This window comes from Brochothrix campestris FSL F6-1037 (assembly GCF_000525915.1).
In the GTDB taxonomy this organism is placed as follows: Bacteria; Bacillota; Bacilli; order Lactobacillales; family Listeriaceae; genus Brochothrix; species Brochothrix campestris.
The window spans coordinates 18,633-39,792 of record NZ_AODH01000010.1 but is presented as its reverse complement, the minus strand read 5'-3'; the positions used below and the strand labels follow the sequence as shown (position 1 = coordinate 39,792).

General features: G+C 41.6%; 27 protein-coding genes, 1 pseudogene and 1 riboswitch. Of the genes and pseudogenes, 26 read left to right on the top strand and 2 right to left on the bottom strand.

Translation table 11 applies throughout. The annotated features are described in order from the left end of the window. Positions 1 to 3: 3 nt before the first annotated feature. The 4 genes and pseudogenes from ybeY (at position 4) to era (ending at position 2,202) form a co-directional block, all read left to right on the top strand. The gene (gene ybeY / locus BCAMP_RS02840; protein ID WP_035313503.1) at positions 4 to 486 is read left to right on the top strand and encodes an rRNA maturation RNase YbeY; all 483 of its coding nucleotides are present in this window, start codon (positions 4 to 6) and stop codon (positions 484 to 486) included. Next, positions 479 to 874 (top strand): diacylglycerol kinase family protein, encoded by a 396-nt coding sequence (locus tag BCAMP_RS02835; protein WP_269479252.1) that lies wholly within the window; start codon positions 479 to 481, stop codon positions 872 to 874. Before ybeY ends, BCAMP_RS02835 begins: the two co-directional genes overlap by 8 nt. 14 nt (positions 875 to 888) lie before the next feature. Further along, positions 889 to 1,283 (top strand): annotated as a pseudogene (locus tag BCAMP_RS02830) (cytidine deaminase). A 4-nt stretch (positions 1,284 to 1,287) separates the two neighbouring features. Next, a complete protein-coding gene (era, locus tag BCAMP_RS02825; RefSeq protein ID WP_035313501.1) occupies positions 1,288 to 2,202 on the top strand; it encodes a GTPase Era in 915 nt (304 codons plus the stop codon). Positions 2,203 to 2,367: 165 nt separating this feature from the next. Here era and BCAMP_RS02820 read toward each other — a convergent pair whose 3' ends face one another. Both BCAMP_RS02820 and BCAMP_RS02815 read right to left on the bottom strand, forming a co-directional pair. Then, complete coding sequence (locus tag BCAMP_RS02820) at positions 2,368 to 3,522, bottom strand: toxic anion resistance protein (RefSeq protein WP_035313500.1); 1,155 nt, start codon at positions 3,520 to 3,522, stop codon at positions 2,368 to 2,370. A 15-nt stretch (positions 3,523 to 3,537) separates the two neighbouring features. Next, entirely contained in the window at positions 3,538 to 4,197 is a 660-nt protein-coding gene (locus BCAMP_RS02815) for a 5-bromo-4-chloroindolyl phosphate hydrolysis family protein (RefSeq protein ID WP_051456834.1), read from the bottom strand. A 145-nt stretch (positions 4,198 to 4,342) separates the two neighbouring features. Between BCAMP_RS02815 and BCAMP_RS02810 the strand changes: the two genes are divergently transcribed. The 22 genes from BCAMP_RS02810 (at position 4,343) to BCAMP_RS02715 (ending at position 21,090) form a co-directional block, all read left to right on the top strand. Continuing rightward, positions 4,343 to 4,894, top strand: a complete 552-nt coding sequence (locus BCAMP_RS02810; protein WP_035313498.1) for an NUDIX domain-containing protein — start codon at positions 4,343 to 4,345, stop codon at positions 4,892 to 4,894. A gap of 145 nt (positions 4,895 to 5,039) precedes the next feature. Next, entirely contained in the window at positions 5,040 to 5,507 is a 468-nt protein-coding gene (gene fur / locus BCAMP_RS02805; RefSeq protein ID WP_035313496.1) for a ferric iron uptake transcriptional regulator, read from the top strand. Between the two features lie 148 nt (positions 5,508 to 5,655). Continuing rightward, positions 5,656 to 6,549 carry a site-specific tyrosine recombinase XerD gene (gene xerD, locus BCAMP_RS02800; protein WP_035313494.1) on the top strand — a complete coding sequence of 298 codons (894 nt, stop codon included), beginning with the start codon at positions 5,656 to 5,658 and terminating at the stop codon, positions 6,547 to 6,549. Positions 6,550 to 6,578: 29 nt separating this feature from the next. After that, a complete protein-coding gene (locus tag BCAMP_RS02795) occupies positions 6,579 to 7,394 on the top strand; it encodes a purine-nucleoside phosphorylase (RefSeq protein ID WP_035313492.1) in 816 nt (271 codons plus the stop codon). A gap of 25 nt (positions 7,395 to 7,419) precedes the next feature. Continuing rightward, positions 7,420 to 8,730 (top strand): diaminopimelate decarboxylase, encoded by a 1,311-nt coding sequence (gene lysA / locus BCAMP_RS02790; protein ID WP_035313521.1) that lies wholly within the window; start codon positions 7,420 to 7,422, stop codon positions 8,728 to 8,730. 1 nt (position 8,731) lies between these two features. Then, on the top strand, positions 8,732 to 9,469 hold the full coding sequence (locus tag BCAMP_RS02785) for a segregation/condensation protein A (protein ID WP_035313490.1): 738 nt from the start codon (positions 8,732 to 8,734) through the stop codon (positions 9,467 to 9,469). 5 nt (positions 9,470 to 9,474) lie between these two features. After that, positions 9,475 to 10,101, top strand: coding sequence for an SMC-Scp complex subunit ScpB (scpB, locus tag BCAMP_RS02780; protein ID WP_035313489.1), 627 nt, complete (start codon positions 9,475 to 9,477; stop codon positions 10,099 to 10,101). Continuing rightward, positions 10,073 to 10,804, top strand: a complete 732-nt coding sequence (locus tag BCAMP_RS02775) for a pseudouridine synthase (RefSeq protein WP_035313487.1) — start codon at positions 10,073 to 10,075, stop codon at positions 10,802 to 10,804. Before scpB ends, BCAMP_RS02775 begins: the two co-directional genes overlap by 29 nt. Positions 10,805 to 10,822: 18 nt before the next feature. Next, positions 10,823 to 11,545, top strand: a complete 723-nt coding sequence (locus tag BCAMP_RS02770; RefSeq protein ID WP_035313485.1) for a response regulator transcription factor — start codon at positions 10,823 to 10,825, stop codon at positions 11,543 to 11,545. Positions 11,546 to 11,620: 75 nt separating this feature from the next. Further along, the gene (locus tag BCAMP_RS02765) at positions 11,621 to 13,459 is read left to right on the top strand and encodes a HAMP domain-containing sensor histidine kinase (protein WP_051456833.1); all 1,839 of its coding nucleotides are present in this window, start codon (positions 11,621 to 11,623) and stop codon (positions 13,457 to 13,459) included. Then, complete coding sequence (locus tag BCAMP_RS02760; RefSeq protein ID WP_035313483.1) at positions 13,446 to 13,961, top strand: acyl-CoA thioesterase; 516 nt, start codon at positions 13,446 to 13,448, stop codon at positions 13,959 to 13,961. Before BCAMP_RS02765 ends, BCAMP_RS02760 begins: the two co-directional genes overlap by 14 nt. 125 nt (positions 13,962 to 14,086) lie before the next feature. Continuing rightward, positions 14,087 to 14,542 (top strand): helix-turn-helix domain-containing protein, encoded by a 456-nt coding sequence (locus BCAMP_RS12405; RefSeq protein WP_051456832.1) that lies wholly within the window; start codon positions 14,087 to 14,089, stop codon positions 14,540 to 14,542. Between the two features lie 150 nt (positions 14,543 to 14,692). Beyond that, positions 14,693 to 14,866 carry a hypothetical protein gene (locus BCAMP_RS13390; RefSeq protein WP_156921114.1) on the top strand — a complete coding sequence of 58 codons (174 nt, stop codon included), beginning with the start codon at positions 14,693 to 14,695 and terminating at the stop codon, positions 14,864 to 14,866. Continuing rightward, complete coding sequence (locus BCAMP_RS02750) at positions 14,863 to 15,468, top strand: hypothetical protein (protein WP_035313482.1); 606 nt, start codon at positions 14,863 to 14,865, stop codon at positions 15,466 to 15,468. The genes BCAMP_RS13390 and BCAMP_RS02750 overlap by 4 nt, the downstream gene beginning before the upstream one ends. Before the next feature lie 63 nt (positions 15,469 to 15,531). Then, the gene (locus BCAMP_RS02745; RefSeq protein WP_156921112.1) at positions 15,532 to 15,855 is read left to right on the top strand and encodes a hypothetical protein; all 324 of its coding nucleotides are present in this window, start codon (positions 15,532 to 15,534) and stop codon (positions 15,853 to 15,855) included. Then, positions 15,852 to 16,694, top strand: coding sequence for a hypothetical protein (locus BCAMP_RS02740; RefSeq protein ID WP_156921110.1), 843 nt, complete (start codon positions 15,852 to 15,854; stop codon positions 16,692 to 16,694). The genes BCAMP_RS02745 and BCAMP_RS02740 overlap by 4 nt, the downstream gene beginning before the upstream one ends. After that, the gene (locus BCAMP_RS12400) at positions 16,687 to 17,004 is read left to right on the top strand and encodes an ATP-binding cassette domain-containing protein (protein WP_051456831.1); all 318 of its coding nucleotides are present in this window, start codon (positions 16,687 to 16,689) and stop codon (positions 17,002 to 17,004) included. Before BCAMP_RS02740 ends, BCAMP_RS12400 begins: the two co-directional genes overlap by 8 nt. Beyond that, positions 16,967 to 17,323, top strand: a complete 357-nt coding sequence (locus BCAMP_RS12975) for an ATP-binding cassette domain-containing protein (RefSeq protein WP_198015684.1) — start codon at positions 16,967 to 16,969, stop codon at positions 17,321 to 17,323. The genes BCAMP_RS12400 and BCAMP_RS12975 overlap by 38 nt, the downstream gene beginning before the upstream one ends. Positions 17,324 to 17,402: 79 nt before the next feature. After that, positions 17,403 to 17,525: riboswitch (FMN riboswitch) on the top strand. 159 nt (positions 17,526 to 17,684) lie between these two features. Then, the gene (locus BCAMP_RS02730; protein ID WP_035313475.1) at positions 17,685 to 18,257 is read left to right on the top strand and encodes an ECF transporter S component; all 573 of its coding nucleotides are present in this window, start codon (positions 17,685 to 17,687) and stop codon (positions 18,255 to 18,257) included. A gap of 14 nt (positions 18,258 to 18,271) precedes the next feature. Further along, positions 18,272 to 18,520: a ferredoxin gene (locus tag BCAMP_RS02725; protein WP_035313474.1), complete on the top strand. Its 249-nt coding sequence runs from the start codon at positions 18,272 to 18,274 to the stop codon at positions 18,518 to 18,520. A gap of 109 nt (positions 18,521 to 18,629) precedes the next feature. Continuing rightward, on the top strand, positions 18,630 to 19,667 hold the full coding sequence (locus BCAMP_RS02720) for a helix-turn-helix domain-containing protein (protein ID WP_035313472.1): 1,038 nt from the start codon (positions 18,630 to 18,632) through the stop codon (positions 19,665 to 19,667). Beyond that, entirely contained in the window at positions 19,660 to 21,090 is a 1,431-nt protein-coding gene (locus BCAMP_RS02715; protein WP_051456829.1) for a RecQ family ATP-dependent DNA helicase, read from the top strand. Before BCAMP_RS02720 ends, BCAMP_RS02715 begins: the two co-directional genes overlap by 8 nt. The last annotated feature ends 70 nt before the right edge of the window (positions 21,091 to 21,160 follow it).

Genomic DNA, 21,160 nt, shown 5'->3' with positions numbered 1-21,160 from the left:
GGTATGCGTTTTGTAATTGATAGTGTAGACGAAACGGGTAAATTAGCAAATAAACAGCTGACAGATGTGGAAGACTTGTTGCAATTTGCAGCTGAACATCTGCGAATAGAGGAAGGCACTGAAATATCGCTTTCGTATGTAACGAATGCAGCAATTCAAGTCATCAACCGTGATTACCGACATAAAGATATGCCGACAGATGTTATTTCATTTGCATTAGAAGAAACAGGTGATGATGAAGTGGCGATTGTCTGGGAAGATGGAGAGATGCAACCACGCGTATTAGGGGATATCATTATTTCGATTGAACGGGCACAGGAACAAGCTGAGCGTTATGGTCATTCATTTGATCGTGAAATCGGCTTCCTAGCCTTGCATGGCTTGTTACATTTACTAGGCTATGATCATATGGAACCGGGCGAAGAAAAAATCATGTTTGATAAACAAAAAGAAATATTAGCAGCATATGGTTTAACACGTGACTAATGAAAAACCTGTTCTGACATTTAAAAACAAAACGTTTAGACGCTCTTTCCGGTTAGCGTTTAATGGTATCTGCCTTGTTTTTAAATATGAAAAGAACATGAAGGTACATTGTCTTAGTGCAATCTTGATTACTGTATTAGGACTATCTTTTAAATTGACCCAAACTGAATGGCTCTTTTTAGTTTTAGCTGTAGCCTTTGTTATTTTTGCAGAAATGGTCAATACAGCATGTGAACGCATTGTAGACTTATGCACCGGCGAGTATAATGAGTTGGCGAAACATGCGAAAGACATTGCCGCTGGAGCAGTGTTAATTGCGACGATTGGTGCGGTTATTATCGGTGCGATTATCTTTATGCCTTATCTACTAGCATTTTTTATAAAATAGAAGGAGTGATACAGATGAACACTGAACAACTAATCGTAGCAGCAAAAGCGGCACGTGAACAAGCGTATGTCCCTTACTCAAAATTCAAGGTAGGTGCAGCCTTAGTCACACCAACAGGCCAAGTGTTTGGTGGTTGTAACATTGAAAATGCATCATATGGTCTAACAAACTGTGCCGAACGAACAGCTATTTTAAGGCAGTCTCAGAAGGTCAAACAACGTTTTCGAAAATGGTGATTGTGGGCGAAACAGATGGGCCAATTTCACCTTGTGGCGCATGTCGTCAAGTGATTGCCGAATTTTGTGAGCCAACAATGCCTGTCTTTTTAACCAATTTAAATGGCAACACACAAGAAACGACTGTGAGTGACTTGTTACCAGGCGCTTTTACAGGAAAGGATATGGACTAATTATATGACTAATTCAGCTTTTAAATCGGGGTTCGTAGCAATTGTCGGACGCCCGAACGTAGGTAAATCAACACTATTAAACAATATCGTCGGTCAAAAAATCGCGATTATGAGTGATAAAGCTCAAACCACACGTAATAAAATTCAAGGGGTATACACGACTGAGAGCGCACAAATGATCTTTATCGATACTCCTGGTATTCATAAACCAAAACATAAACTGGGCGATTTCATGGTTAAAAGTGCCTTGAGCACGTTACGTGAAGTTGAAGTGATTTACTTCATGGTTAATGCGATGCAAAAATTAGGACCGGGTGACGAGTTTATCATTGAAAAACTACAAGCAATTGTGGGCGAAACACCCATTTATTTAGTCATTAACAAAATTGATCAAGTGCATCCTGATTACTTAATGGGCTTTATTGATGAATACCGTCAGTTGTTAGACTTTACTGAAATTGTGCCTATTTCAGCTCTAGAAGGTAATAACGTGCATAAATTACTTGAATTGACTGAAGCACAATTATCAGAAGGACCAATGTTTTATGACGAAGATCAGGTGACCGATCACCCAGAACGCTTTATTATTTCTGAGCTTGTTCGTGAAAAAGTATTGGAATTAACACGTGAAGAAATTCCCCACTCTGTTGCAGTAACGACAGATAAAGTTCGTCAAGAAAATGATGGTGAAAAAATCCACGTCATGGCAACAATTGTTGTTGAGCGTTCATCACAAAAAGGAATCATTATTGGTAAGCAGGGCTCGATGTTGAAACAAATTGGTACGAAGGCACGTAAAGACATCGAAGTGATGCTGGGCTCTAAAGTCTATCTTGAATTGTGGGTTAAAGTTCAAAAAGATTGGCGTAACAAAGATGTTTACTTGAATGATTATGGGTTTAATAAAGACGAGTATTAGGCCGTAAAGCAAAAAGAAACCGCCACTTCAATCAAATCGAAGTGGCGGTTTCTTTTTGTTTCTTTCAAACGTTAAGGGCTTTCAAAAGGGATTATGCTGCCAAAGGAAGTCAGTGTGTTACCTTTTTCCAAGTCCTATACATTTAAGCGAGTGTCATTGTTTTTATTATTTAATTTCAAGTAAATGTTGTTTTAATTCATCTTCCATCTGCAACAGTTCTTTTTCGGCTGATTGACGTTTTTGACGGCCATCAGCTTGGATTGCCAACGTTTCTTTGATTGTTTCGACGAGTTTGGTTTGGGTTTCTTTTAAGGTTTCAATGTCGACTAAGCCACGTTCGTTTTCAATTGCGGTCTCAATGGTATTGGTTTTGAGCAATTCCGCATTATGTTTCAACAGGTCATTCGTTGTGCGTGATACCTCTTGTTGCGCCTTGACAGCTTGCTGTTGACGCATTAAGGTGAGGGCAATCGCCACTTGGTTTTTCCATAAAGGAATAGCGGTCATGATTGATGATTGGATTTTTTCAGCAAGCACTTGATTCGTATTTTGGATTAAGCGGATTTGAGGGGCTGATTGAATCGTTATTTGGCGGCTTAATTTTAAATCATGCACACGTTTTTCAAGCCTGGTAGCGAATTGTTGTAAGTCATTCACGTCTTGAACGAGCATTTGGTCATGACTAGCAGCAGCCTTTGTTTGCAAGGCGGGTAAGTCAATCGTTAAAATAGTGTGAACCTTTTGTTCACCAGCGGCAATGTATATGTTTAAGGCTTGGAAATAGTCTTTGTTTTTATCGTATAGTTCATCAAGAAAGAGGTTATCTTCGACTAATACTTTTTTTGCTTGATCCAGTTTAATTGCAATACGATCAATTTGCGTCCCCATTTGTTGGTATTTTGATGAAATTTCGTTAATTGAACGTTTCATCTTACTAAAGAGCTTCGTGAAGACATTTGTAGTGCTGGCAAGTTCTTCGGGGCGTGCTTCTTCGATTTTATGCATTAATTCAGTGATGATATCACCAATCGGACCAACATCCTTACTTTGGACGTGCTGAAGCATGCTCTGTGAAAAATCATGCAATTTCTCTTGTGCGGGTGAACCATATAACAGCACAGATTGGCTATTGTTTGCATCAATTTGTTTGACGAGGTCATCGGCCATCTGCTTACTTTCAAGCGGTAAGCTGTCATACATTGTCACTGTTTTTTGTTCGGCCGTAGCTTCGAGCGCTATCGGTTCGGCAAATGGATTTGCCATTAAATTTTCCAATTCGGCAGAAACTGCCTTTGTGTGTGTGTTATTTGTTTCAGTCATCATATCTACGCCTTTCTATTTCGATTCGGTTGGTTGTTTCGTTTTATTCTGCGCTCTGTTAACCGTTTGCTGTGCAACGGCAACTTCAAAATCAAGGGATGAGACATCTTGTTGCAGCAACATTACTAAATCATTGCGGATGATGCCATCCATTTCGGTAATCATCTGTTCAGTCTCATTCAAGGTTGCTAACATCTTAGTATCTTTTGTTGGTTGCGCTTGGAGAAAGTCGTAACGACTAACAAGCTCAACTAAGGAATCCAAGTGGGAGAAGAAGAAGGCTTCTGTTGAAAAGAAACGGGCAGGTGTTTGATTGACAAGCCCATATAGTTGTTTGATGATTTTAATCGTGTTGTCTTTGCCTTTTAAGCAAGGAATTGTTTTATTCCGATAGGCTGCCTTTTGTAATTTAATGATTTTTTTACGGGCTTCGACTAAGTTACCAGAAATATAACGCATGTCTTTGCGACTTAAGCCGTGTTCTTTAGCAGAAGGTGGTGCGGGCGTTTGTTTATGTGAGAAATAATAGCCGAGGCTACCAACGAGTAAAGTGAGGATAACAATTGGGATAAATGTATCGTCGTCGAACTCTGTTAAAAATAATAAGACGATGAAAAGCGTGATTGCATACCAGCTCGTAATCGTAAAACGAAAAATGTTGCTAATTAGTTTCATTGGTGTTCACTCCTTTTAAATGACCGTTTTGCTACTTCGATAGTTTAAGCTTAGCATAATTAGCGACTGATTGTATCAGTCGTTAGTTGTAGTTTTCACCCTTTACTCGGTATGATATACTGACAAAAAAAAGGGGGCGTTGATGATGAAAGAGCTAATTGAAAAAACAATCGCAACAGAACAAGTGTTTAACGGACGCATGATTGATTTACAAATCGATACGGTCAGCCTACCTAACGGTGCAACAGCCACACGTGAAATCATTCGCCATCCTGGTGCGGTCGCTATTTTAGCAATTACAGCCGATAAAAAAATGATATTTGTCGAACAGTACCGCAAACCAATCGATCGCGTGATCTTTGAAATACCAGCAGGTAAGATTGATGCAGGTGAAATAGAACATCTGCTCACAGCTCAGCGTGAACTCGAAGAAGAAACCGCCTATCGTGCGGCAAACTGGCAGTTGCTGACCGCACTTTATACCGCGCCAGGTTTTGCCGATGAAATTATTCATATTTATGAAGCACGAGGCCTTGCAAGGCAAGAAGCGCCATTAGCGATGGATGTCGATGAATTTTTAAATGTACACACTCTAACATTAACAGAGGCAAAGGCGTTAATTGGCGAAGGTAAAATCGTTGATGCAAAGACAGTGTATGCGATTCAACACTTCGAATTAAATTATAATAATTATTAATAAGGCTTATTTCCAATTGATAATACTTCTGATTATCTGTCTATTTTTAAAAGAAACCGAGGTTCTATAAGATGATGGACAATTAGGAGGATATATGTTATTTTAAAGTTAAGAACACCTAATTGAGAATAGATAGAGATAATCAATGGAATCAGAGGCGATCATATGGCAATCAGAATGGAAGCGATTAAAAAAAAAGTTGCACCGTGAAAAATACAAATTAACGCCTCAACGTGAGGCAACCTTACAGGTTTTAATTGAAAATGAAAAGAGTCATCTGAGTGCAGAAGAAGTGTACCTACGCGTTAAAGAAAAGGCTCCTGATACAGGTTTGGCGACGGTTTATCGTACGCTCGATTTGTTATCGGAACTCGACATTTTAGATAAAATTAATTTTGGTGACGGTGTGGCGCGCTATGAAATTCGGCAAGAAGGTGCGAAGCATTTCCATCATCATTTAATTTGTCTTGATTGTGGTGAAGTCAATGAGATTCAAGAAGACCTATTAATGGATGTCGAAGAAAAGGTGTCGACTAAATATCACTTCTTAATTAAAGACCATCGTTTAATTTTTCATGGTATTTGTGACAGCTGTCAAAAACAACAAAAATAGCACAAACATGTCGCGGCAATTTGCTGCGCTTTTTTTTAGCGAAAAAACGGATAAAATCGTCTTAAAACAACGAAGATATAGGGCTTCTTCCGCTTTTATGATATAATGAATTAGATTAATTATGTGAGGTAAGGAGGGGTAGTTGTTGATGAAAACGAGTATTGAAGATTTTTTACATTATATTCGTGTCGAAAAAGGGTTGTCTGACAATACGATGCAAGCTTATCAACGCGATTTGACCGCATATTTGACGTATTTACGTGAACATCGTCAACTGACGAAGTTAGCGGATATTACACGTGAGGATATTGTCGGTTTCATGGCATTGATGAAAACCACAGGGAAATCAGCGCGATCGGTCGCTCGTTACATGGCATCAATTCGTTCGTTTCACCATTTCTTGTTAATCGAACAGAAGGCGACGAATGATCCAACAACACAAATAGCCACTCCGAAGCAAGCCCAACACTTACCTGATATTCTTCATATTGATGAGGTTGCTGCATTACTTGAAACCCCTGACAAAACGAGCGTGCTCGGTTTACGAGATGCCGCGATGTTAGAGTTATTGTATGCAACAGGATTACGTGTATCAGAATTAATCACCTTAACATTATCTGATTTACATCTGAATATGGGCTTCATCCAAACATTAGGTAAAGGGCATAAAGAACGGATTATTCCATTAGGTGAAACAGCGAGTCACGTGTTGACGACCTACTTAGCAGACTCACGCCCACAGCTCACCCGTGAAAAATATAAAAACGATACTGTCTTTTTGAATTTTCACGGTCAACCAATGACACGACAAGGTTTTTGGAAAAATTTAAAGAAATTAACACTTAAAGCGGGTATTAGTAAGGAAATCACACCGCACACCCTCCGACACTCGTTTGCAACTCATTTACTCGAAAATGGAGCGGATTTACGGTCTGTGCAAGAACTACTCGGACATTCTGACATTGCAACAACGCAAATTTATACACACGTAACAAAAAATCGTTTGGCTGATGTTTATCAACAGTTCCATCCCAGAGCTTAAAAATAAATCACTTCAAAGGAGATATTACTATGTATGAAAAAGCTTTAGAATCAAAAAACTATATTGCAAGCAAGGTCGCAACATTACCGACGGTCGGTCTTATTTTAGGATCAGGTTTAGGTGTTTTAGCGGATAAAATTAACAATCCGGTTGTGATTCCATATGAAGAGATTCCTTACTTCCCTGTATCAACGGTCGAAGGACATGCTGGGCAATTAGTGATTGGTGAATTGCAAGGTAAGACAGTTGTGGCAATGCAAGGGCGTTTCCACTTTTATGAAGGCTATACGATGCAACAAGTGACCTTCCCCGTACGTGTGATGAAATTACTTGGTGTTGAAAAGATGATTGTCACTAACGCAGCAGGTGGGATTAACGAAACGTTTTTACCAGGCACGTTAATGTTGCTAACTGATCAAATTAATTTCACCGGTACAAGTCCGTTAATCGGTAAAAATGATGAACGCTTTGGACCGCGCTTCCCTGACATGACAACCGTCTTTGATAAAGAGCTGTTAGCGATTGCCCGTCAATCAGCGACGAAATTAGGTTTAGCCAATGTTAAAGAAGGCGTGTACTTAGGCTTAACCGGACCAGCTTATGAAACCGGTGCTGAAATTCATATGATGCGTGGTATGGGAGCATCAGCAGTCGGGATGTCAACTGTCTCAGAAGTGATTGTGGCAGCACACATGTCAATTCCTGTGCTAGGAATTTCATGCATTACGAACTTGGCGGCAGGCATTTTAGATCAGCCACTTAATCATGCTGAGGTAATTGAAGTGAGCAATCGCGTTCAAGATGAATTTTTAGCGTACATGGAAGATATTATCGCAACAATTTAATCAGAAAGGGGACATTTAGTTGGAAATCAAGTTACATGGCACAAGCCAAATCAATCAACAACAGCATCTTCAAATCGGCGGAGTCGATGCCGTTACATTAGCACAGACATATGGCACCCCGTTGTATGTCTATGACACCTCCTTTGTGCGCAACCGTGCGCAGGCGTTTAAAGAGACGTTTGCAACCGAACAAGTCAAGGCACAGGTTGCTTATGCCAGCAAGGCATTTGCGACGGTAGCGATGTATCAATTGATGCACGAAGAAGGATTGTCGTTAGATGTTGTTTCGGCAGGAGAGTTGTACACAGCTGTTCAAGCCGGATTTCCAGCTGAACGAATCCATTTTCATGGCAACAACAAAACGGAAGCAGAACTACGTTACGCCATTAGCGAACAGGTCGGTTGCTATGTGATTGACAATTTTGATGAAATCGAATTGCTCAATCGGTTGGCGTCAGAAATGAGTGCAACGGTTAATGCGCTGATACGTGTCACACCAGGTGTAGAAGCACACACACATGAATTTATTACAACCGGGCAAGATGATTCTAAATTTGGTTTTGGTTTATTAAATGGGCAGACTGAAGCAGCGATTCAATTGTTGCAAACGAAGGCACACATTAACCATAAAGGGATTCATTGCCACATCGGTTCCCAAATTTTTGAGATGGATGGTTTTATCACGGCGGCTGATCGCATCATTACTAAAATGGCAGAATGGCAAATGACGTTAAATTATACTGTTGATGTGTTGAACTTAGGTGGTGGCTTCGGGATTCACTATACCGACGAAGATGAGCCATTAGCACCAGAAACGTACGTTCGTCATATCATTCAAGCGGTGAAACAGCAAACAGCGGCACTCGGACTTGACCTGCCCGAAATTTGGATCGAACCAGGACGTTCCCTTGTAGGTGAGGCAGGCACAACCTTGTATACTGTCGGTTCATCAAAAAAAGTACCGGGTATCCGTCAATACGTTGCCGTCGATGGTGGCATGGGTGATAATATTCGACCTGCTTTATATGAAGCAAAATACAGCGCAGCCTTAGCCAACCGCATGAACGAACCAGCCGATACAACCGTGTCGATTGCTGGTAAATATTGTGAATCAGGTGACATGCTCATTTGGGACGCACAGTTACCTCAACCAGTCGCTGGCGATGTGTTAGCAATGTTTAGCACGGGAGCATATGGTTATTCAATGGCCAGCAACTATAATCGTGTGCCCCGTGCCGCGGTAGTGTTTGTCGCTGATGGGCAACACCGACTGGTTGTTAAACGAGAATCGTTTGCCGACTTAGTCCGCAATGATTTACAGCTTAGAGGTGAGTAAGATGACAGAAATAACATTTAAAACAGCCGTGTTTGAAGGCCCACTCGATCTCTTGCTCCATCTGATTGGCGAACTCGAGATTGACATTTATGATATTCCGATTGCACAAATAACCGATCAGTATTTGGAGTACATTCATACGATGAAAGAATTGAAATTAGACGTTGCGGGTGATTATATCGTGATGGCAGCCAGTTTGCTGGCGATTAAAAGTCGCACACTCCTGCCACAGAAACCTGTGATGGTCGCTGAAGATGAGCAAGGTTATGAAGGCGAAGATCCACGTGAAGAATTAGTTGAACAGTTGGTTGCTTATAAGAAATTCAAAGAAATCGCGGTTGACTTAAAAACAAAAGAAAAAGAACGGCAGCAGTTGTATACGAAAGCACCGCTACCATTAGTCGAAAAGGCAGTTGTCGTCACTGAGGATGAAGAACGCGTAACGATGGCTGATTTACTCGGTGCCTTTCATAAAATGATGCGTCGTAAGAAATTGGCGAAGCCATTGCAAACAACGGTCGCGCGTTCAGAGATATCGATAGAAGATCGGATGGCAGATATGATAGAATTAATAAAAGGTAGTAAAGAAGCGGTTCTGTTTGAAACCTTATTTGAAACAGCGAGTCGTTCAATGCTTGTCGTTTCGTTTCTAGCCTTGCTAGAATTAATGAAACGTCAACTTATTATTGTTGAACAGGCTGACAGTTTCACTGATTTAGTGGTATCTTTAAGGGAGTGACATAAATGAAATTCAAAAACGAACAGGCAATTGTTGAAAGTCTCTTGTTTGCTGCAGGTGATGATGGTTTATCATTAAAACAACTCAGTGAAGTGATGACGATTCAACGCGATGTGCTGTTAGAAGTGCTTGAAAATTTACGATTGAAATATCAGTCGGATGACAGTTCCGGCATTCAGTTAATTGAGTTAGCGAACAGTTACCAATTAACAACTAAGGCGCAGTATGCGGATTACTTGCAGAAACTAGTGGATAGCCCTCATGCCTCTGCATTGACGCAAGCGTCGTTAGAAACGTTGGCGATTATCGCCTATAAACAACCAGTCACCCGAATTGAAATTGAAGAAATTCGTGGTGTTAGTGCGGATGGGCCTGTGAGAACCTTAGTGTCAAGAGGCCTGATTACCGATAAGGGACGCTCTGAAAAAGTAGGGCGTGCTCGCTTGTATGTAACGACAAAAGAATTTTTGGATTATTTTGGCTTAGCCAATTTAAATGAATTACCCGATGTATCTGAAGAATGGGAAAACGATAAACTCCAGGAAGAAATGGACTTATTTTTTAAAACGTTTCAAGATACGACTATAAAAGGACGTGTTGAAGATGGAAAGACTACAAAAAGTAATAGCTAACGCAGGCATTAGCTCGCGACGTAAGGCAGAAGAATTAATTACCAATGGCCGTGTGACTGTCAACGGTAAAACAGTACGCGAACAAGGCATTAAAGTATCACCAAGCGACAAAGTTGAAGTGAATGGTGTGCCGTTATCAAAAGAAGAAAACCGTTACTTTGTGTTATACAAACCACGCGGTGTTTTATCAGCTTCTTCAGATGATAAAAAACGTAAAGTTGTCACCGACTTCTTTGAGATGATTCCCGAACGTGTGTATCCTGTTGGCCGTTTAGACTATGATACATCTGGTTTAATTGTGTTAACCAATGACGGTGAATTTGCGAACATGTTAATGCATCCTAAATTCAAAGTTGAAAAAACGTATGTTGCCCGTGTCAAAGGCTTGCCGACACGTGAAACAATTAAACAACTACAAGACGGTGTGAGAATCGATGGTCGTAAAACAGCAAAAGCGAAAGCACACTTTATCTCAGGCGATAAAGGCAAAGATAAAGCCATTGTTGAATTGACCATTCATGAAGGCCGTAATCACCAAGTGCGTAAAATGTTCGAAGCCGTTGGTCATCCCGTTCAAAAATTAAAACGTGAACAATATGGCACACTTGTACTCGGTAATCTTTCGCCCGGCGAATGGCGTGAATTATCAGTCCATGAAGTGAAGCAAATGTATGCACTAGCAATGACAGGTAAACATCAATAAATTTCAGGGGGCATTTGTGTGGAAACAGTTGAAAATAATATAAAAGTATTAGTAGTTGATGATGAGGATAGAATTAGACGGTTATTAGCGATGTACTTAGAGCGCGAAAACTATCAAGTTGAACAAGCCGATAACGGTATCACTGCGTTAGAGTTAGCCTTAAACAATGAATATGATCTCATTTTATTAGATATTATGATGCCTGGAAAAGATGGCCTCGAAGTCCTAAAAGAGCTTCGACAAGTCAAAAAGACACCCGTAATATTACTGACTGCCAAAGCTGAAGAAGTTAACGTCATTGATGGCTTTAATACAGGTGCGGATGACTATGTCGCGAAACCGTTTAGCCCACGTGAAATTGTGTTGCGTGTGAAATCGCTCTTGCGTCGTGTCAATGAAAATCCGAAACAAACGATGGGTTCAGAAAACAGTGACGTAGTTGTGTATCACGAGTTATACATCGATAACGATGCACATCGCGTGACGGTTGCTAACAATGTCGTGAGCTTAACACCGAAAGAATATGATCTCTTGATTTTCTTAGCGAAGGCACCGAATAAAGTATTTGAACGTGAGCAGTTATTAAAAGAAGTGTGGCAGTATGATTACTTCGGTGATTTACGAACAGTCGACACCCACATTAAACGTCTGCGTGAAAAACTGTACAAACATTCTGAGGAAGTATCGAAGATGATTGTAACTGTTTGGGGTATCGGGTATAAATTTGAAAGCAGAGATTAATCTCAATAAGAAAATAGCTGTCTCGTTCTGACTTATCAGGCGAGACGTTTTTTCTTTCAAGTGAAAGGAGATACGATGAAACAATTTTTTATTAGTGTTGTCGGTAAACTCTGGGTAACAATTATTTTGCTATCGACGATTGGCTTAACGATTATTGTCGTGCTACTCATTCAAATTTTCACGACGAGTAACTTAAAGGATAATAAACAATTGCTTAAACAGACGACCACGAAGGTCGTGCAGATGGTCAAACAAAATTATACGAGTGATACCATCCAAGAGCAGTCGTTGGAAATGCTTCCTAAAAACATGAACGTTATCATTACGTATCCGACCAAAGACGAGGTTTATCGTTCGTCGGATCAACATTATTTGACTGCTGATATGCGTCAAACGTTAGAGAAGGAAGGGAAACGGATTATAGCGACAAGTGACAATGGCGATAGTTTTAAAAAGGTTGCAATTGAAAATAAGAGCGATGACGAGAAACTCGTGCTTTACGTTAGTGCCGCCGCTTATACCGTCAAAGGTATTCCAGGTAAAGGTTATGTCTACGTCTTTAAATCAAATGAAGATATTTATAAATCAATGGTAACGATGACAAAAACAGTCACCATCTTTTACTTCTTAAGTATTATTGCAGTGACGGTGTTTGCTTTGTTCTTATCGACGCGTATTGCGGCGCCGATACGTTCGATGCGCAATGCGGCCAGTCAAATCGCTTATGGTGACTTTGACATTCAGGTGCCGATTGTGTCAAATGATGAAATTGCCGATTTAGGTCGGTCATTTAATCGAATGGGTCGCATTCTCAAAGCAAACATTCAGACGATTGAAGCCGAAAAAGATCAGTTAAGCGGGTTGTTAGGGGCGATGGCGGATGGCGTGTTACGGTTTACACGTGACGGCCAAATTATCTTGAAAAACCCACCGGCTGATATTTTCTTATCAAAATGGCAGTCGTCGTTAGCCAATGAAAACGAGAGCTTAGTACCGCCGATTTTAGACGCGGCTGTGCGGGAAGCCTTCGTGACACAAACAACGCAGGAAGTGGAAATTGACATCGATAAATATTCATATGCGGTGGTGTTAACCTTGATTCGTGATGAGAGTGGCGAGATTAATGTGATTGCAATCACCCGTGATTATACCGAATTGAAACGGATGATTAATATGCGTACCGATTTCATCAGCAATGTGTCGCATGAATTAAAAACGCCACTGTCGATGATGACCGGCTACAGCGAAGCGATTATTGATGGTGTCGCAGAATCAACAGCCGACGTGATTGAGTTTTCGACAATTATTAACGAAGAAGCCAATCGCTTGGCACGGCTCGTGAATGATCTCTTAGATGTTACGCGGATGGAATCAGGCTTCATTGACTTGAATTTAAAATTCCAAGAAATACATCCGGTTGTAGATAAGGTGCTGCGTCAGTATGAATCCTATGCGACTGAGCATCAAGTCACGATGGTAGCTGATTTTGAAACGGCTGATTTTGTCTATAACTATGACGCTGATCGGATGCAACAAGTATTCGTCAATTTAATCTCAAACGCACTGCGCTACGCCTCAGGTCAAAGTGAGGGCGGTCGCGTAACGATTAAACAATATGTAACAGATTACTTCTTAGTGTTTGATATTGTTGATAACGGCCCGGGTATTACAGCCGAAGATCTACCTTACGTCTTTAATCGTTTTTACAAAGCAGATAAGGCACGTAAACGACATAAAACAGTCGGAACGGGTATTGGCCTCGCAATTGTCAAAAGTATTATAGAGGCTCATAACGGACGCATTAGTGTGCTCAGCGAATATGGAGAAGGAACAACCTTCCGGATTGAGCTGCCGCTCGTCAGTAAGAGTACTTTAACAATCGGTAAGGGAGATAAAAAACATGAAAATGCATAAAACGTGTATCGATTCATTTACAGCTAAAACAAGTCGGGTGTTTCCATTCGACATTAACGCCTTTGATACTTTATTTGGTGGTAATTTAATGTCGATGATTGATGATATTGCCTCAGTGAGTGCATCACGTCATTCGCAACATAACTGCGTGACGGCGAGTACAGATAATGTCAGCTTCTTTGCACCGATTCATCTCAACGAGTCGGTCTGCTTGCAGTCGTATGTGTGCTATACAGGCCGGACATCAATGGAAATCTTTATTAAAGTCGTCAAAGAGAACATGATGACAGGTGAGCGCCAGTTGGCGGCAACGGCCTTTATGACCTTTGTTGCGATTGGTGAAGATGGCAAACCGACACCAGTGCCGACGGTTGAACCGGTGACAGCCGAACAAAAAATCGTCTGTGCCGGTGGTGCTGACCGTGCGGCTGAACGCAAACAAAAAGTCGCGAAACAACGTGAATTAGCGAGTCAATTGGGCTTAGCAAGACCATGGGAGTAACTAAAAGACGTTAAAACACGCTAATAATCTGTAACACCCGTGAAGTAGTCACGGGTGTTCTTTTTTTGTTTCGATTGACAATCGGCAATAGTTTTCGTTATTCTTTTTTTAAAAGGAGTGATGCGATGTTAGGGGCAAACATTCGGAAATATCGCAAATTAAAAGGCTATTCACAAGCATTTGTGGCACAGCACCTACATGTAACACCACAAACAATTTCTAAATGGGAAACGAATAAGAGTATGCCGGATGTGGGAAGTTTATATCAGTTAGCGCTCTTTCTCGATGTATCCTTTGAACAATTGCTCGGACCACTGAATGAATCAGAGCCAGCGCTGCCTGTGCCTACTGGGTGGCTCTGGTGTAATCCCGTCGTCAGCAGTTGTTTGATTATGACTTTGAATCTATTACAACAGCAACTGCCGCTCGTACTGTTGTTACTGCTGTTTTTAATAGGCAGTTACGTGATGGTGAGACCTTGGCTGAAACCAATGTACATCCGTCATTACACGATTTTGTTTGCAGGTCTAAATTTTTCTTTGTTGCTCTATCTTTGTAGTTTAGTCTTATTTAACAAATAACAACGGAACGTTGCGTTAAAACAACGGTGCGTTGATGTCGTTTCCTCCCTTTACTTGCTAAACTAAGGGAACGAGAGTTGTCGAACGACTATTAGATGAGTGCAGCTATTATAGTTGTCTCAACGCTTGTTAGAAGGAGGAGAACGAACAATGAAAAAACTCATCCAAACAACCTTAGTGCTACAAATCATTGTGTTCTTTTTGATTGCGCTTTACTGGGCAAATCTATTTAATCAAAACAAGTTGTTATATAGCGATGCTGAAACAGTGATTGTCCTATCAGAACAGCCAGATAAACAAGCACTACCTTTGGCAAAAAAGTGACAGGCTTACAAACGGTTGCTCGTGACACAAAGGTAGAAGTGACTAAAGTTGTTTGGCAATCGGCCACCAACATGCTCCTTTATACGAATGCACCAGAGCGATTTATCGCGAATACGAACGGAGCCAACAAAACAGATGGGCGTTTATCTAATCAACGTGGTGATTTTAAGTGGTTTGATCAACGGCAAACAATCGAGCTAAAGTTGTTAGCACAGCTCAGTGAAAGTGGCACCGATGGCACCTATTATTTGCGAGGGACAACAGCGGAGCTGGCAAAGGCGAAAACCCAATTAGCAACCGTCCTCCAAGCAAATGTAGCTGTTGACGAAAATTTCCTGGGAAATCTTTATTTTTTAATCGCCTTTATCACTGAACCGTTGTTAATTGCTATCGTTCTGCTCTGTTTGTCGATGACGACCTATGCTTTGATTTTTATGTTGATTCAACAATCGAAAAAAAGCGCCTTAATGCAGGTGATGGGCTATCGTAAAGGCCAACAATTACAAAAAATAATGCAGCTGTTTTATCGTCAATTGGCAATCGGAGTTGGTAGCGGGAGTGTGCTGATGTGTACGTTGCTGCTTTGGCGTTATCAGAGTTGAAGCAATCTCACCCAAACGCTAGTCTTTGTGGGATGTGCAATTCTGCTGCTAATGTGCTTAATTGTGAGTGTGACACTCAGTTGGCTACTTATCGTCAATCGTGCCAACCATTGTCACCTTTACATTAAAGCGAAAAAACCGACCTTGTCGGTGCTGATTGTTAGTAAAGTGACTTTGATTATCTTTTTAATCGTGTTGCCACTGTTTGTCAAACAGTCAGTCAGCCATTACTCAGCGATTAAAAAAAGTCAGCAAGCAAATGCACTGTGGCAGCAAACCAAGGCGGTTGATCAATTCAGTGCCCAGTTTATGACGCAGGACTACGAGGCCTTGCAACCGTATGAAGAAAAAGTGAAGACGTTTACCTTGAGAACGCCACTAACTTGATGATTATTGATGCCCCTCATTATCAAGATGATGAAAAATGGCAACTCCGTAGCGCTGAGGCGCAAATTGATCCCGATGAAGGCAATACCATTACGGTGAATGCGACGTATTTAAACCGTCACACAATCTATCAAACCGATGGCAAAGCGGTCGGTAAGGCCGATATCGTGACGGCACCTTACACACTCAATCTACTCGTGCCAGTAAAATACAAGGATGAGGAAGAAACGATTCATGAGCGATTTGCAGCGGATTTTTTATTTTCAGCCTATGAGTTGTCTCCGATCTATGATGAAACGGCCAATCAGATTCCCGACCCGATTGTGACGGTAGACACCGGGAATTTAGCCGCAAGCGTGTATTATTCCATCATGACCCGCAACATGTTTTTAATCCGTCATGACGCCCATATAGATACGGGGCAGTGGCAAGCAAAGCTAGTCGACAGTGGCATTCGTGAGTTGATTCAAACAATTACCCCGGTCTATGATCAACGCGCGGCACAACTGCGACAACACGAACAACGGGTCTTTTTTTATACCAGTTTACTCGGCTTAACCATCATGACCATTGTCTTTGCCTTTTTAAGCTTTAACTATGCCTTATTTGAGCGCCACAAACGTAAAATCATCTTGGAAACATACTATGGTTCGTCCTTGCTGAGCATTTTAGCGCATCATTACGTGAAATGGATGGGGCTAGACATTGTTGTCCTCTCTTTGGCAATGCTACTGTTTTATCGAAGTGCGTTTGTGCCGCTGCTGCTGTTGATGATTGGTCTGCAAGGTGTTTTAATTAGTATTCATTTAAACAAAAGAAGAGGTGAAGGCAATGATTGAGCTTGAAAATGTGATGAAACAATATGACAAAACCACCGTTATTCGCGAAACAAATTTAACAAGCTCAGCCCCTGGATTAACGTGTTTAACCGGTGTCAGTGGCTCAGGAAAAACAACGCTATTAAATCTCATCAGTCTGATTGAAACGCCGACGCAGGGGCGGATACTGTTTGATGGCGAAGCGATTACAACGCAAAAACAAGTGCGTGCCTTCCGTCTGGAATTTGGCTATGTCTTTCAAAATTATGGTCTCGTTGAAGAAGAAAGTGTTGTTGATAATTTGGCGCTGGCGACTCGCGACTCGCTTTAGTCCGTTAAAGAAACAAGGGCGGTTATTGGCTTACCGGGAAGCGATTGAACAAGTCGGTTTAAGAGGCGATTTTTTACTGAAAAAAGTGCATACGCTCAGCGGAGGCGAGCAACAAGGAGTTGCGTTAGCCCGCCTCTTACTGACGAAGCCACGGATTGTCTTTGCTGATGAGCCAACCGGCAACTTGGATAATGCCAATCGTGACCTTGTTTTTAAGCTGTTAAAACGGATTGCCCAGCAAGGCACACCAGTCATCTATGCGTCGCACGATCCAGTACTAATTGCGGATGCACAAGAAGTGATCCAATTGCCGCTCTAATAATTAGTTACAAAAAGTAAGCGAACTGGCTTGAATATTTAAACGGATATGCTATACTGATGGAGTAATAAAATAAAACGTTCATCTTCAGGGCAGGGTGTGATTCCCGACCGGTGGTAAAAGTCCACGACCTTCTTGCAAAAGAGGCTGATGCGGTGTAAGTCCGCGACCGACTGTATAGTCAGGATGGGAGAAGATGTGATCGCAGGCTGTTACGCGGTCCTATTTCCCTTTGCCTAAAATAAGAGGCCAAGGGGATTTTTTTTAGGTGTAAATAAGACGTCACTAAAAGGCTGTTTATTTTAACGTGTTTCAGACTGTAGAACTCTTCACTTGATGAACAACAAGGGAGAGAATTTGGATGACAAATTCAAAAGTAAAAATGCTTGTCAGTGTCTCGATGTTAAGTGCGCTAGCGTACATCTTAACATTAATTAAGTTTCCGTTACCGGTGTTCCCCGATTTTCTCACGATTGATTTTAGTGATATCCCGGCCATGCTCGGTGCCTTTATTTTTGGACCGGTGGCAGGCGTGTTGATTCTCTTTATCAAAAATGTGATTAATTATATGACGATTGGTAGCCCAGTGGCATTTCCGATTGGTCAAGCTGCTAATTTTGTGGCAGGGCTGCTCTATGTCTTACCGACACACTACATCTACCGCCACTTTAAAGGCAATAAAAAGGCGTTAATAACCGGCATCGGTGTGAGTACCGTTTTAATGACCGTCTTTATGTCGTTGTTTAACTATTACATCCTCTTACCGGTCTACTTGAAATTATTGCATTTTGATTTAGGTGTCTCGTATGCCAAAACAGTGGTTGTGAGTATTATGCCATTCAACCTTATCAAAGGAGTGATTGTCGGCTATCTCTTTCTGTTAATGTTTGGCCGGATGCAAAAATGGATTGAGCGACAACGTAAGCAAACTTAAAAGGAAGTGACACAATGGCAGTCTATACAATTATTGATCAATCAACCTGTATCGCCTGTGGTATGTGTGGCGTGTGTGCTGACAAGATATATGACTATGACGATGAAGGCATTGCGTATGTGGTGCATGATAATAATAGCGGTACTATCGCAGTCAACGAAGCGGACGAAGACGATGTGATTGATGCCCAAATGAGTTGTCCAAGCGACTCTGTTAAAGTTGCAACGTGCAGCTTCGAGGGTAATCCCGAGCGTTTTAGCTAACACCAGCCCCAATGTGCCTTGCAGCCATTGGGGTTTTGTTGTTTTAGCGCTTAACTGTTCACGGATACAGTCGATTCGTTTATACTAGAGGGAGAAGGAGAGGTGTCACATGACGGATTATGAACGGTTAATCTTAGATCTTGTGCGGCAATTAAACGGCTCCAAAAAGCGGCGCCAAGTGACAGATATTTTACAAGGGAATAAAACGAGTCAAAACATGATTGACATTTATTTGCACCGCATCCTTCCGTTTTTTGGTGTGCTTGAAAACGAACATTTTATGACCTTAAAAACAATCATCCAACAGTTGCTAGAAACCGGGACCTTAATTGAACGTGAGGACGGCCGTCTACAACTGACTGATAAAGGTTTGAGCGCGGTGTCAGACTTTACCTTACAAACGAATTATCGCCATCTTAATGGCTGGCGGTGGCATCGTCGTCTACCGTTATTTGCAATGGCCTTGCAGTTAACCACGCAGATGACCGCCAATGCACATCAAGAAATCGCCCATTATTTTCCGATTGTGCGCGATACGAGCGTGCAAGTCTATTGTAAACAGTGGTGGCTTAAAGCTGCGAGCGGCGATAAAACCGCTTTAGCAAAAAGTTATCATGATGAATTGATGAGTTTACTCGAAACGATTGAAATCGCACCGAATGTCATTGTTGATCGCTTAACGGGCGGTCCCATCATCGGTTTAACCGCCGAACAATCAGCTCAAAAACAACACATTCCTACCGAACGTTGCAATTTACAATGGTTAGCAGGGCTGTCAGAAATGATGGATTTATTAGAACGCTATCCAAAAAGTTGGCCGCTATTAGCACAGTTAGTGCCGATCCGAGCACTACAACTAACAGAATCGGCCCAACAAACACATCAACTTTTATTGGCAGGTGTCCCTGTGCGGGAAATTGAGCCACGCAGACGGCTGCAACAATCAACCATTGTCGATCATTTCGTGCAGCTGATTGGGTTGCAAATTCTGCCACTTGAGCGCTTTGTTTCGGCTGCTAACATTGCCTACTTTAAACTAAATCAGCAACGGGCAACGTCACTTAAGGCGGCCCGTGACTTTGTTCCAGCATTAGGTTACGATACGTTGAAACTTTGCCTCGTATCAGAAGGAGGTTATCATGCTTGAAACAGCCCTAAAACAACATCTCGGTTTTGAGCATTTTCGCACCGGCCAAAAAGAAGTAATTGAAGCCGCTGTTGCAGGTGAAAACACCTTTGTGATGTTACCGACTGGTTCTGGTAAGACCGTTTGTTTTCAGCTAGCTGGTTATTTGCGGGAAGGGCTGGTTATCATTATTTCGCCCTTGCTTTCATTGATGCAAGACCAGGTTGAACGGATGAAGGTCTATGGTGAAAAACGAGTTGTCGCCTTGAACTCCTTTTTAGATGCCGCCGAAAAAACGACGATTTTAAATGAGTTAGACCGCTATAAATTCATCTTTATCTCACCAGAAATGATTCAGCAAGACCATGTGTTAGCCGCATTCAAGCGGCACACTATCGGTCTGTTTGTCATTGACGAAGGCCACTGTATTGCACAATGGGGGCCGGACTTTAGACCGGATTATTTGCAGTTAGGCAACGTGCGCACAGCGCTCAATACGCCAGTGACAATGGTGTTGACAGCGACGGCAACTAAAAAAGTACGAGCAGAAACACAAAAAGTGTTACAGCTTGAAAAAATGACGCAGTTTATTTACAGTGTTAATCGCCCCAACATTGCCTATGAGGTGGTGAACTGTGAGACTCGCAAACAAAAGGATGAGACCTTGTTGAAAACAGTGCAAGGCTTGCAAGGGCCGGGTATCATTTATTTTAGTAGCCGCAAAAAATGCCAAGAAGTGAGTGAACTGTTAGCCGATCGTCTCAATTTAAGTGTCGCCTATTACCATGGTCGCATGGACCCCGCTGATCGGGTCGCCATCCAGCAACAGTTTACCCATCATCAATTAAATATCATTTGTGCAACGAGCGCCTTTGGGATGGGGATTGATGTGCCCGATATCCGGTTTGTGATTCATTATCATCCCGCCCAAAACATTGAGAGTTTCATCCAAGAAGCGGGCCGTGCAGGACGAGATGGTCAATTGTCGCTCAGTCTGTCGCTTTGTCATCTGGATAGTGATTACCAGTTGGCTCAAAATCTCGCGCAAAGTGATTTGCCAGACTATGATACGATTTTAAATCCAAAATCGTATACGAGTGAAGCATTTATTAATCATTGGGTCGGTGAGACACAATGGCGTTTCTTAAAGACGTATAAAGAAATGGGCTACAGTCCAGCGGCTATTTGGGAAGTGGTCAAGGAGCGTAGAACGGTTAAAAAGAACCAAATTGATGCCTACTTTAATTGGCTACGATCGCAAAACTGTCGTCGAGATGGTTTATTACGCTTTTTTGACGAAGAACCGATTCAACAGGCGGAAGATTGTTGTGATAATTGTGGCCTAGAGCGCGAAAAATATGCCCAACAGCAAAAAAGACCTAAATTAATAGCAGAAAAAGATTGGAAAATGACACTTTGGGAAATATTTGTAAAGAAAATGTAATATTTACAGGGATATTTCTTGTTGAAAACCTGTTTTAAAAGTATACTGGATATATACGATAATTGAAAAA